The following is an 11,605-nucleotide window of genomic DNA, read 5'->3' on the forward strand; positions in this document are numbered from 1 at the left end:
TCAGATGGCCGGCGGCGCCGGCCACCAGTTCTGGTGCACGGCCCGCGCGAACGCCGCGTGGCGGGCCGCCTGGGCAGCGTCCAGGCCACCATAGGTCTCGTAGGCCGCGGCCAGCAGCGCCTCGGTGCGATCTTCCATGCTGGGCAGTCCGGCCCAGCTGGGGCACAGGCGGATCTGGTCGCGCGCGGTCGCCGCGCCGACGATGGCGCCGATCGCCGCGCCCAGGGCCATGCCGATCAGGCCACCCAGCGCCAGCACGCCGAGGCCGGCCAGGGCTCCGGCGCCGGTGGCCCACAGGCCGATGGCGCCGGCCAAGCCGCCGGCCAGGCCGACCCCCGCGCCGATGCCCATGCCCGTGAGCGCGCCTTCGCCGGCACTGGTGGTCGCGCCCTTGTAGGCATGCCGGCTGGCACCACATTCGGCTGCGGGTGTGTTGTCGCAGCGCACGTCCAGGCTGGAGCGCAGGCGCACCACCATGCTGCCGAGCACGCGCCGCGCCGTGTTGCGCGTGGCCGGCGTGGCATTGCCCAGGTGCGTGGTGAAGAACGGCGCGCTGGCGTTCAGCATGGCCTGGTCCGGGTCGTTGGCGATGACCTCGGCGTCGCGGTTCCAGCGCTGCGCGCGCGCGATGGCCTGGCGCACCAGCGGCGCATTGCGGCGCGAGCAGTCCTCGGTCCGGTCCTGCGGTGGCGCGCCCTGCACCGGGCGCCCGCTATCGACTTCGCTCACGAACATCGTGTAGGACTCGGCATTGTCCAGCGCCTCGGCCGTGGTCAACTGCGGCAGCAAGCGGTCGTTGCGGTAGGCGCGGTCGCTGATGTCCAGTCCGGCCAGCGCATGCGCCATCTCGTGTGTCAGCGCCTTGATGCGCCAGGGCAGACTGCCGGTGAAGAACGCGGGGCAGAACACCAGTTCGCTGTCGTTGCGCACGTAGGCGCCGCTGTTGGCGCAGGAGGCGTCGCCGGCGTCGTGGCATTCGACCGGGAAGGGATCGCGCGTGACCATGTCGGTGCGGATGCCGGCGATGCGTTGGCGCACCGTGCCCGCCAGTGCGGGGTCTGCGCGTCGGAAATGCCGCGTCAGCGCGGCGGCCACCGCCTGGTTGGCGGCATCGGTCGGAACGGCGATGTAGGCATCCAGCCGGTTCAGCGTGCGCTGCAGCCGGCTCTGAGCGCCATGCACCGCGGGTTCGATGGCATGGTGCTGGTCCAGCGTGCAGCCGGGCGGCCCCGTCGGTGCGTCCACCGTGACGGTGGTTGCGCCGGCCGCCTGCCGCGCCAGCGCCGGCGCGCGCTGCACGGCGAACAGGGGCTGGGCCGTGTGCAGCCGCGCGGCGTTGTATTCGGCCTCCTGCTCGGCCGCGTCCGCGTCGCCTGATGGCGTGGCCGCGGCCAGCGCCGTGCGCTGCTGCACCACATGGGTCAGCTCGTGCGCCAGCAGGCGTTGGCCGGCGGGCGAAGCCGGGTCGTAGCGGCCGCGCGCGAACACGATGTCGCCCCCGCTGGCGAAGGCGTGGGCGTTCTGCGCGCGGGCCGTGGCCGCGGCGCTGTCGCCGGCATGAATGCGCACGTCGCCGAAGCCGTGGCCGAAGCGGCTTTCGAAGAAGCGGCGCGTCGTGCCGTCCAGCGGCTGCCCCGGCCCGAAATCGCCTGGTGCGCCCGCGTCGGGAAGGGCCGCGGGCCCGATGCCGAACAACTGGCGACGCTGGCAGTCCTCGCACTTCGGCCCCAGGTTGGAGGCCGCCTGGCCGCAGGCGCACTTGCGCTGGAGCACAGCGCGCCGGCGCGGCTGGGCCTGCGGTGCGGCGAGTGCGAGGGCCGTGTTCATGAGGGGCCTCCGCCCGGCGGCTTGGCCGGACCGGGCACGCCCGCGACGCGCGCGGCGACCGCCCGGCCCAGGGCAGGTGCATCCGCGCCCTGCGGCAGGTGCACCCGGCCGGCCTGCAGCGCGTCCATGCCGCGCTGCGTGGCCAGCGTGCCGGCGCCGCCCGGACCCAGCAGGCTCTGCAGTTCGGCCTGCAGCGCGGCGGAGACGGCGGCGGCGTCGCCGCGGTCCACCCCGCGCAGCACCAGCCGGTCGATGTGCAGCACGATGCGCCTCATGGCCACACCTCGGGCGCCGCCCAGGGGTTGCAGGCCGTGCCGCCCGACGGTCGACTGCTGCCCAGGTGGGGGAACGCTCTCATGCCCACCCCCGCGTTTCCGCATCCGAATACGGCTTGTCGCGCTTGGCCGCATCCAGTTGCGCGGCCTGCAGCAGCGTGGCCATGCCGATGGGCGTGCCGGCCTCGGCGGCCAGGAAGGCAGCCGCCAGCGCGATGTTCCGGATGGTCCCGCCGGCCACGTTCAGCCGCGCCAGCTTGGTGAAGTCGATGTCCGCGTCCAGCGGTGCGCCGGCCGGGAACACGGCCCGCCAGATGCCCTCGCGCTGCGCCTGGTCCGGGAAGGGGAAGTGCACGACGAAGCGCAGCCGGCGCTGGAACGCGCTGTCCAGCGCCGCCTTGTGGTTGGTCGTCAGGATCGCCAGGCCGCCATAGGCCTCCATGCGCTGCAGCAGGTAGCTGACCTCGATGTTGGCGTAGCGGTCATGGCTGTCCTTCACCTCGCTGCGCTTGCCGAACAGCGCGTCGGCCTCGTCGAACAGCAGAATCGCGCCGGCTTCCTCGGCGGCGTCGAAGACTTGGCGCAGGTTCTTCTCGGTCTCGCCGATGTACTTGCTGACCACGGCCGACAGGTCGATGCGGTAGAGCGCCAGGCCGAGTTCGGAGGCGATGACTTCGGCGGCCAGCGTCTTGCCGGTGCCACTGTCGCCCCAGAACAGCGTGGCGATGCCCAGCCCGCGCGCGCCCTGGGCGGCGAAGCCCCATTGGTGATGCACCGTGAGCCGGTGGCGCGCGTGGCTGGCGATCTGGCGCAGCACGGCCTGCTGGGCCTCGGGCAGCACCAGGTCGGACCCGCGCGCCCGCGCATCGATGCGCTGGGCCAGGCCGGGCATGCCATGGGCGGGGCCTCGGCTGGCCTCGTGCAGCGCGGCGGCGTCGGCAGCCGGATCGTCGCCGCGTGCCTGCGCGGCAATCTGCTCGATGCGGCGCGCGCCGAGCCGGTACTGGGTGGCCAGCGTGTCGACCACCGTGCCCAGCGCCGCAGCCTTGCCGGCCAGTGCGGTCTGCCATAGCTGCAGGCGTTCAGGGGCTTCGGGTCGCGCGATGTGGTAGCGCCACTGCGGCGTGCCGTCCAGCGCCAACTCGTGTCCGATGACGAAGACGAGGCCGTCCATCCGTTCCAGCAGGCGCGTCACGGCCCCCAGTGCCTCGCGCTCCTCGCAGTGGATCAACAGGCCGCAGCCCAGCAGCGCGGCTTCGCGCGACCACAGCGTGGTGAAGGCCGCCTGCTCGGCGGCGGCCACGGGCAGGTCCACCGTGCGCAGCCGGTACAGGCCGGCGCCCAGTCCGGCGGCGACGGCGACGGCCACGTCAAGCTGGCCGGCGGCATCGTCGCCGTCGAGCACGACGGCGGGCAGGCGGCCGGCGGTGCCGCGCAACCGGGCCAGCAATTGCGCGACCGCGGCCCTTTGGTCCCGCCCCATGACGCCTGCAGGCGGCGGCGGCTGAAGCAGCGCGTTCAAACGATGGTCCAGGGCGTTCAGCCCGGCGATGAAGTGCAGCACGCGCTCGTCCATGCGAAGCCGTCCGCCGCTGATGCCGGTGGTTTCGTCGATCTCCAACAGGCGCCAGCGGCGCAGCGCTTCGTGCGGCGCGATGGCGCTCCAGTGGGGCTGCGGCAGCACGGCCAGCGCCAACCCGAAGCTGGCCCAGGGACGATGCGTCTGGCCGTTGCCCTCGGCGCACAGCGCGGCGATGCGTGCGTCCATCTCGACGCCGGCCACCAGCAGCAGCAGGTCGCGCTCGAACGCGCTGAGCCCGAACAGCGAGCACAGCGTGTCGATCGCGGCCGGTACCGGCATGGCAGCGCGCAGCGCGGCGGCTTCGGCCTCGACCGCATCCTGTGTGCCTTCGCCCAGCAGGGCCGCCAGCCGCGCGAACTCCGCCACCAGCACGCGCTGGTTGGCGCCGCTCCAGTCGAAGAGGCGGTCGGGTGCGTTCACGTGATCTCCACGGTGCGGTCCAGAAAGCGTGGCAACTCCGGCGGCTCGAAGTCCATGTCGATGATGGGACTGTCGATGTCGTCGATGCGCAGCCGCGCCAGGTGCACGCCGACGGCCGCGTTGGGGATCACGAAGACCAGCGAATTCGGTGTGGCACCGGCCGTTTGCGGCGGGACTTCGGCCGCGCCCAGCACCAGGACAGCACGCTGGCCTGCGTGCAGGTCCGGCGTGAACTGGATCGTGACGCTGGCCGAGCCGTTGCCCGCGCGCGCCACGGTCTGCGGCAGGTTGGTGATGCGAGGCGCCAGTGTCAGCAGCAGCGGGTGGGACTCGTGCAGCCGGTCCTCGTTCTGCGCATCGGGCCTGGTCAGGCGCACGCTCACGCGGTACACGCCGGCCGGCAGCTCGGCCTGCTGGCCGGCCAGCGAAAAGGCGGCCACGGTCGCGGCGGGGCGGTCGGGCGCCTCGGCCAACACCGGCAGCATCCGTGTGATGTCGAAGCGGTCGTTGCGCAGCCAGGCTTCGCGCTGGCTGCCGTCCAGCAGGCTGCCCGAAAGCGCCACGGTGTCGCCGATGGCCGCCACCGGCTGGCCCAATGGCGGCACGGCACTCACGAGCACCGGCACGCTGGGCCGCAGGCTCGACTGCACCGCGATGCCGGTCTCGCGTCCAGTGCCCGCGTCGATGTGGCCGCGCGTGAGCACTGGCAGCGGCGTGCGCGCCGGGCGCTGGGCCTGGATCAGCACCACCGAGGCGCTGTAGGCCATGCTGGGGCGCAGATGGCTTTGTGTCGCGGTCCAGAGCTTGGACATCTCTTCGTTGTTCAGGTGCTGCGGCGTGATCTTGATGAGTTCCACCTGTTCGGCCAGGCCCGAGTCGGACAGCGCGCGCAGCGCCGGCGGCAAGGTGGCGCCGGTGGCGGGCGAAGGGTTGAGCGCCGTGCGGATGGCCTCGCGCGTGAGCACCGGCATCTCGTGCAGCAGCTGCATGGCATAGCCCAGCAGGATCTCGGCATGCAGCTCGCCCGCGCTGTAGGCCGAGAGCAGGTAGTGCAGATCCAGCGCCAGCGGTGGGTTCGTGAGACGTGCGCGGCCGGCGCCATCGCGCGAGGGCAGGGCCTCGTTGCGCCACCCGCTGTTGGGCGCCACGCCATACAGGAACAGGTTGAGCTGCGAGGCCTCGGAGCCACCGGTGGGCACCACGCGGTCGGGCGCCAGCAGGCTGACGGTGACGCTGGAGCCCAGCACGCCGGTGACGTTGCGGTTGACCAGCCCGTCGTTGAGCAGGTCGCGCAGCACGGCGCTGACGCCGGCGATGGCCAGGGCCGTGCTCATGGCTTGCTCCTCGCGGCGAGGTAGGCGTCGAGCGACACCGGCTGGGTGCGCTCGCGCGGCCGGGCCTTGGGTCGGGGCGCTTCGTGCAGAGCCGTCACGTCGATGCGGCCGATGTGGATGTGGACTTCGGTCTCTTGGTTGGCGCCGGCCTGCGGTGCCGGCCGGAGGGCGAAGGCCGCCGGGCTCCGCACGGTCTGGGCCAGGGGCGCTGCGTGGCCTGCGGTGCTCGGCCGGGTCGGCAACAGCGGCGCAGGGTCTTCGTGGTGGGACCGGGGCGGCGGTGACTGCGCGCGCGCGGGCGTGTGGAGGAGCGCGAGGGACGGGATGCCCGAGCCCTTGCCCGCAACAGCGGACGCGTCGGGCGCATGCCTCGGCGGTGCCGTCGCCGCCGGCATGAGCGGCGACGGGGACTGATGGGCCTGAGGCAGCTGCGGCCGCCCGGGTTCAGCTGCGACGACCGGGATTTGCGCGCGTGGCGCCACGGCTTGTCGTGGGACGGCTGCGGCGGAAACGGCCGATTCGGGTCGAAGCCGACCTCGCGCGCGGCTTTCGGGCGCAGCCGCATCCACCAGCGGGGGTGCCTGGTCCTGCGCCAGTTCCAAGCCGGCCGCACCGAACGGCAGGCGCACGTCCGATCGCACTGTCCAGCCCGTGCCGGCGGCGCGTGCGGCCAGGCGGTGCAGCAGGCCCGTCATGCAGCCCCCACCATGGCCAGGTAACTGGCCCGTCGCGCCGGCGTCAGCGCCAGGATCTGCGCCTCGCTCCAACCGTAGGCGCTGGCCAACTGATGCACCTCGTGCAGCAGCACCTGCGCGCGCACCTCGATCTCGTCCCACAGCAGCTGGCCGGCGTCCACCTGCACCAGGTCCGCATGGCCGCAGGCCACGCACTGCAGGGCCAGCGCCAAATCGGCCTGCGGGTCCAACGCATCCAGCCGTTCTTCGACGGCCTGCAGCATCGCATCGTCCACCTGCGCGGCATCGCCGGCCAAGGTGCAGCGCGCCAGCAACTGGCGCGCGGCGCGTTCGGCATCCGCCTCGGCCGCCACGGCCGCCAGGTCGCGCAGGCTGGGCGCACGCAGGCGCAAGCCGGCGACCTCGACGTCGCACGAGGTCGAATCGCTGTCAGGGACGGATGCAAGCAACTCGCGCGTATCCAGCGCAAACGCCAGCCGTTGGCCGCAACGCGGGCAGTCGGCATGTCCGTCGATCTGCGGGCCGAAGCAGGCCGCACGCAGCGCCAGCAGACTGGCGTTGACCTCGCCCAACGGCAGGTCGACGATGCCATCGGCAGGCCAGTCGGGCCGGGCAGCGGCTGCCAGCAGCGCGCTGCGGTCCAGGGCATGGCGGCTGGCGCCGCGCTCCCACAGCGACAGCAGTTCGGAGCCGGCCAGCGCGCGCATCGCCACCCTTTGGTCGGGTTCGCTCAGGCGGGTTCGTTGAAGGTGGGCTCGGCCGGCTCGACCACGTCATAGTCGCGCTCCCAGCCCTCGTTCTCGAGCTTCAGGGTCTGGATCGCGACGGCGTTGGCGTTCGCGTCCAGGTCCGGCAGCGCCTGGTACTCCGACACCCAGCAGCGGAAAACCTTGTAGGCGATGACGAGCTGGCCGGCCTCGTTGTAGACCTCGATGATCAGGTCCTTGCGGAAGTTGGCCAACGACACCTCGGCACCCAGCCCGGAGCCGAAGTTCCAGACCTTGTTGGCCCAGCGCTCGAACTCGACGTCGTGGGTGACGCCGCGCTCCAACGTGATGGCCTCGAACTTGGTGCGGCCCGGCGACTTGCGCGTGGACGACGGATCGCCGCCCTCGCGGTGCTCCACCGGCTCGGTGCTGCGCTTGAGCGCGCCGACCTTGGAGATGCCGGCCACGTAGCGGCCGTCCCACTTGACGCGGAATTTGAAGTTCTTGTAGGGGTCGAAGCGGGTGGCGTTGACGCTGAACTGTGCCATGTCGTTCTTCCTCGATCAGGTTGGAATCTGGCCGGCCATCTGCTGGATCTTGATGACGACGAACTCGGCGGGCTTGAGCGGCGCGAAGCCGACGATCACGTTCAGCACGCCCAGGTTGATATCGGCCTGCGTGGTCGTCTGGCTGTCGCACTTGACGAAGTAGGCGTCGCGTGCCGAGGCGCCCTGGAATGCGCCCTGGCGGAACAGGCCCTGCATGAAGGCGCCGAGGTTGAGGCGCACCTGCGCCCACAGCGGCTCGTCGTTGGGCTCGAACACCACCCACTGCGTGCCGCGGTACAGGCTTTCTTCGAGGAAGAGCGCGAGCCGCCGGACCGGCACGTACTTGTATTCGTCCGCGCTGGCATCGGCACCGCGCAAAGTGCGCGCGCCCCACACCACGCGGCCGTTCACGCCCATGGAGCGCAGGCAGTTGATGCCCAGCGGGTTGAGCTGGCCGTTCTGCAGGTCGTTCAGGTTGACCTGCAGGTCCTGCACGCCGTTGAGCCCGGCATCGAGCCCGGCCGGTGCCTTCCAGACGCCGCGTGCGACGTCGGTGCGCGCCATGATGCCGGCCACCGCGCCGCTGGGCATGAAGGTGTCGACGCGGTTGTCGCGCAGCGGGTCCACCATGCGCAGGCACGGGTAGTACAGCGCCGCGTTGCGTGGGGCCGTGCCGCTGAAGCCGAGCGCGTTGCGGCCGGCCTGTGCGTTGGAAACAGCGCTGGCCGCGGAGGCGCCCCAGGCGGGATCCGGGTCGACGATCAGCATCGCGCGGCGTTCCACGCACATCGCGAGCGCGCCCTGCCAGACGTTGGCCGGCACCGGGGTGTAGGTGGACGGCAGGGCAGAGGTGTCACGCGCCAGTGGCGGGATCACCAGCAGGTTGAACAGGTCGACATTGGCCAGCGCGTGGATGCCGGTGCGGCTCGCAGCGCTGCCCAGCACGTCGTCGGCGCGCAGTGGCGGCCCGTCTTCGCCGCCGGTGGCAACCACCCAGTCGGGCGTGGGGCTCGGGCGCGCKGCCGGCACCGCGCCCAGCGCCCGCACCAGCGTGGATTCGCGCTCCAGCACCAGCGGCAGGTAGCGCGGGTTGGCGAGCGTCGTGGAGACCGAGCCGATGGTCTCGAACACGTATTCGTCGCGGTCCTGCCGCGGCTGGAAGCGCAGGATCAGGTTGAAGCGCGTGGTGTCGGTTCCAGACAGGCTGTCGGTGTCGTAGTCCACCTTGGCCGAGAGTCGCTTTCCCCAGGCGCCCACGCTGGCGGCCGTGAGCGTCAGGCCCGTGGGCAGCGTGAGGGTTGCAGCCGCAGCTGGTGCTGGTGCTGGGGCTGGTGCTGGGGCTGGGGCTGGGGCTGGCGCCGGCGGGGGCGGTGGCCCGGGTGGCGCAGGCGGAGCCGCCGTGCCGACGACCCGCACCACCAGCGCCAGCGCGCCGCCGTTCAGGTAGAAGTCGCGCACCGCATAGGACATGGGACAGTCCGCGACCAGGCCGCCGAACCGGCGCTCGTAGTCGGCGAAGCTCGTCAGCATCACGGGTTCGCCGGTGGGGCCGGAGGCGGCCCGGCCGACGAAGGCCGTGATCGACGTGGCCACACCGGTCAGGGTGCGCACGCCGCTGGGCACTTCCTCCACGTAGACGCCTGGGTAACTCAGGGCACTGGGCATACATCCCCCAATTCATCATCAATTGACGATCAAGAGCCTGGTGGCTCCACCTGCAATCCCTCGCTGCCCGCCCGCCGGGCGGGCGGCGCGGTACACCGTCTGGCCGTCCGGACCGCAGACGCACTCGACCTCACCATTGCCCACCAGTGCGGCCAGTGCCGCACCGACGACATCGGGCGAAGACCACACCATCCGCGGCTGCAACCACCAGGCTGCGATGCCCGCGATCGTGTCGCAGGCCTGCGGATGCGCACGCATGTAGCGGCGCAGGTCTGCGATCGCTTCCGTCACCGCATCGATGTCGTTGCGCCGGGCCATCCGAGAGCACCCCCCACGCGCTGCTGCTTGCAGCAAGCGTGCCATCCGCGTCGCGAGTGCAAGTACTTGATTTGATTGGGCTTTGTTGCGAGGGCGTTGACGTCGCTGTGCATTCGAAAGCACAGGCTTCGTCGAGCCTCGGGGCCACTGCGCGCCCCGTTCCCCGAGCGTCGTCCGCAGCGATCGCGGGGGTGTGTCGGAGCCGACACGGGTGTGCGAGCGTTGACATGGTGCGCGCGAGCGGTACGCAGTCTCCATCCACCGGTGGGTGGATGGATGCGGGAGCGGGGAGGGGAGGGGAGGCGGGCCTAAGCGCTGCCGATCGAGGGCGCTTGTGCCTTGACGCCGTATTTCTTGACAAGACGGCTCAGCGAGGCTCGTTCGATGCCAGTCAACCGCGCGGCCTCGCTGATGTTGCCGGCGGTGCGTGACAGCCAGTCCTCGATGAATTGGCGCTCGACCAGGTCGGCTGCCGCGCGCTTGGCCGCGCGCAGCGAATGCGCAAGCGTGCCGTCGGCGTAGACGGCGGCGACGTCGACCTGGGCCAGTTCGGGCGCGCATCGCTGCAGGTCGGCCAGCCCGACCTCGGGCCCTTGGCAGACCACGTGGGCCTTGAGCAGCACGTGTTCCAGCTGGCGCACATTGCCCGGCCAGTCGTAGGCACGCAGCAATGCCAGTCCCGGATCGCTGATACGACGTGCCAAACCACTGGTCTGCCGCGCCGCCTTGGCCAGCAGATGCGGCACCAGCAGGGCCAGGTCGTCAAGCCGCTCGCGCAGCGGCGGCAGATTGACGCGAAAGGCGTCCAGCCGGTACAGCAGGTCGTCGCGGAAGCTGCGTGCCGCCGCCTTCTCATGCAGGTCGACATTGGAGGCCGCGACGATGCGCACGTCTGCGTGGTGCAACTGGCTGCCGCCCAGCGCACGGTAGCTGGAGTCCTGCAGGAAGCGCAGCAGCACGCCCTGTCCGCGTGGCGACAGCGCTTCCATCTCATCCAGGAACAGCGTCCCGCCCTCGGCGAGGTGTACCAGTCCTTGGCGCGCATGACTGGCGTCGGTGAAGGCGCCGCGGGTGTGGCCGAACAACTCACTCTCGACCAGCGTGTCGGGCAGCGTTGCGCAGTTGACCGGGATGAAAGGGCGGTGCCGGCGCTGGCTCTGGTAGTGAACGGCGCGCGCGACCAACTCCTTGCCGGTGCCGGTTTCGCCGGCGATGAGCAGCGGCGCGTTCCATGTAGCGTACAGCTTCACCAGCTCCATGGCTTCGCGAAAGCGAGGGCTGTGGCCGACAAGATTCTGCGCCAGCGCCGCGCCAGCGTCGTTGCACCCCTCGTCTTCCGAACAAGCTACCGTCTCCGGGCGTGAAGAGTTGTTGGTGTGCATTCGGTTTCCCTCCTCCATCTGTTGCCCTGGCCAATCCCGGAGTCGCTCACAGATTGGCGGAATCCTTCGCGGGCCAAGACAAGCCTGTGGTGTGTTCGCGTCCTCCCGGATCGAGTGGTCGGCCACATGTCATGACTTTGGACAGCACACGCCTACGTTCCCTCGCATGGCCATGGCGGACCGGTGCGCAAGGTCCCGCGCCCTCGGTAGCGCAAGGACCCGCCAACGCCGCGTGACCCACACGGTGGCGCGAACCACGTCGGCGCTGACTGCCCCGTGCAGCATCGTGTTCGCTGCAATCCCGAATCCAGCACCAGACCCACCGACACGATTCACCGCGAATCCAACGAAGCGCGCCCATCATCCGTCGACAGCTTGAATCGCGCATCTATCAAACGAACTAGTGGCGTGAGAAGACGCTGAACGATGAACGTCCCAGCCAGACTCGCGGACATGACGGACGAATGAAGAAGTTAAAACTTTCGACTGCGCGATGCGCGGCCTTCGCCGCATCTTTGCAAGGTCGATGCGAAGCGACCTTGCGTTCTTGCCCCACGAAGGGCTCGATGACAACGGAAACGATGGGCAATCAAAAGCATGAGCCCACGCTTGCTCCGCGCCAAGCCGATAGCGACATCACCGCGGGCCGCGTGCCCAAGGCCCCCAGATCGCGAACGTGATACCGGGCGACTGCACGTTCACAAACAGCACCTTGCCCGCCGGATCGAAACAGGCCCCGCAGAACTCGCTGTTGCGGTAGTCGCCCGGCGCGACCATCTTGCCGGCTGAAGCAATCTGATCGGCGCTGAGGTTCACGTTGTGGCGCGCGAACACGAAGCTCGCACCCTCGGA

General features: G+C 70.7%; 11 protein-coding genes. All 11 read right to left on the reverse strand.

Going from position 1 to position 11,605, the window contains the following annotated elements:
• On the reverse strand, positions 1 to 1,827 hold the full coding sequence (locus AC1DYK_RS09495; RefSeq protein ID WP_478166044.1) for an eCIS core domain-containing protein: 1,827 nt from the start codon (positions 1,825 to 1,827) through the stop codon (positions 1 to 3).
• A complete protein-coding gene (locus AC1DYK_RS09500) occupies positions 1,824 to 2,102 on the reverse strand; it encodes a hypothetical protein (protein ID WP_478166045.1) in 279 nt (92 codons plus the stop codon). The genes AC1DYK_RS09495 and AC1DYK_RS09500 overlap by 4 nt, the downstream gene beginning before the upstream one ends.
• A 79-nt stretch (positions 2,103 to 2,181) precedes the next feature.
• Entirely contained in the window at positions 2,182 to 4,104 is a 1,923-nt protein-coding gene (locus AC1DYK_RS09505; RefSeq protein ID WP_478166046.1) for an ATP-binding protein, read from the reverse strand.
• Entirely contained in the window at positions 4,101 to 5,438 is a 1,338-nt protein-coding gene (locus AC1DYK_RS09510) for a Pvc16 family protein (protein ID WP_478166047.1), read from the reverse strand. Before AC1DYK_RS09510 ends, AC1DYK_RS09505 begins: the two co-directional genes overlap by 4 nt.
• The gene (locus AC1DYK_RS09515) at positions 5,435 to 6,133 is read right to left on the reverse strand and encodes a hypothetical protein (RefSeq protein ID WP_478166048.1); all 699 of its coding nucleotides are present in this window, start codon (positions 6,131 to 6,133) and stop codon (positions 5,435 to 5,437) included. The genes AC1DYK_RS09510 and AC1DYK_RS09515 overlap by 4 nt, the downstream gene beginning before the upstream one ends.
• The gene (locus AC1DYK_RS09520; protein WP_478166049.1) at positions 6,130 to 6,840 is read right to left on the reverse strand and encodes a hypothetical protein; all 711 of its coding nucleotides are present in this window, start codon (positions 6,838 to 6,840) and stop codon (positions 6,130 to 6,132) included. Before AC1DYK_RS09520 ends, AC1DYK_RS09515 begins: the two co-directional genes overlap by 4 nt.
• 23 nt (positions 6,841 to 6,863) lie before the next feature.
• The gene (locus AC1DYK_RS09525) at positions 6,864 to 7,388 is read right to left on the reverse strand and encodes a phage tail protein (RefSeq protein WP_478166050.1); all 525 of its coding nucleotides are present in this window, start codon (positions 7,386 to 7,388) and stop codon (positions 6,864 to 6,866) included.
• A 15-nt stretch (positions 7,389 to 7,403) separates the two neighbouring features.
• On the reverse strand, positions 7,404 to 9,053 hold the full coding sequence (locus AC1DYK_RS09530; RefSeq protein ID WP_478166051.1) for a phage tail sheath family protein: 1,650 nt from the start codon (positions 9,051 to 9,053) through the stop codon (positions 7,404 to 7,406).
• Positions 9,054 to 9,071: 18 nt separating this feature from the next.
• Positions 9,072 to 9,371 (reverse strand): hypothetical protein, encoded by a 300-nt coding sequence (locus tag AC1DYK_RS09535; protein WP_478166052.1) that lies wholly within the window; start codon positions 9,369 to 9,371, stop codon positions 9,072 to 9,074.
• Positions 9,372 to 9,679: 308 nt separating this feature from the next.
• Positions 9,680 to 10,753, reverse strand: coding sequence for a sigma 54-interacting transcriptional regulator (locus AC1DYK_RS09540; RefSeq protein WP_478166053.1), 1,074 nt, complete (start codon positions 10,751 to 10,753; stop codon positions 9,680 to 9,682).
• A 636-nt stretch (positions 10,754 to 11,389) separates the two neighbouring features.
• Positions 11,390 to 11,605 (reverse strand): alkaline phosphatase PhoX (locus AC1DYK_RS09545; protein ID WP_478166054.1); only part of this gene is annotated, 216 nt, incomplete at its 5' end.

Source organism: Variovorax sp. P2_H12, assembly GCF_056403395.1.

Excerpts from the sequence above, each read along its gene's own strand:
- AC1DYK_RS09495 (WP_478166044.1), bottom strand. The coding sequence starts at position 1,827 with ATGAACACGGCCCTCGCACTCGCCGCACCGCAGGCCCAGCCGCGCCGG.
- AC1DYK_RS09500 (WP_478166045.1), bottom strand. The coding sequence starts at position 2,102 with ATGAGGCGCATCGTGCTGCACATCGACCGGCTGGTGCTGCGCGGGGTG.
- AC1DYK_RS09510 (WP_478166047.1), bottom strand. The coding sequence starts at position 5,438 with ATGAGCACGGCCCTGGCCATCGCCGGCGTCAGCGCCGTGCTGCGCGAC.
- AC1DYK_RS09515 (WP_478166048.1), bottom strand. The coding sequence starts at position 6,133 with ATGACGGGCCTGCTGCACCGCCTGGCCGCACGCGCCGCCGGCACGGGC.
- AC1DYK_RS09520 (WP_478166049.1), bottom strand. The coding sequence starts at position 6,840 with ATGCGCGCGCTGGCCGGCTCCGAACTGCTGTCGCTGTGGGAGCGCGGC.
- AC1DYK_RS09525 (WP_478166050.1), bottom strand. The coding sequence starts at position 7,388 with ATGGCACAGTTCAGCGTCAACGCCACCCGCTTCGACCCCTACAAGAAC.
- AC1DYK_RS09535 (WP_478166052.1), bottom strand. The coding sequence starts at position 9,371 with ATGGCCCGGCGCAACGACATCGATGCGGTGACGGAAGCGATCGCAGAC.
- AC1DYK_RS09540 (WP_478166053.1), bottom strand. The coding sequence starts at position 10,753 with ATGCACACCAACAACTCTTCACGCCCGGAGACGGTAGCTTGTTCGGAA.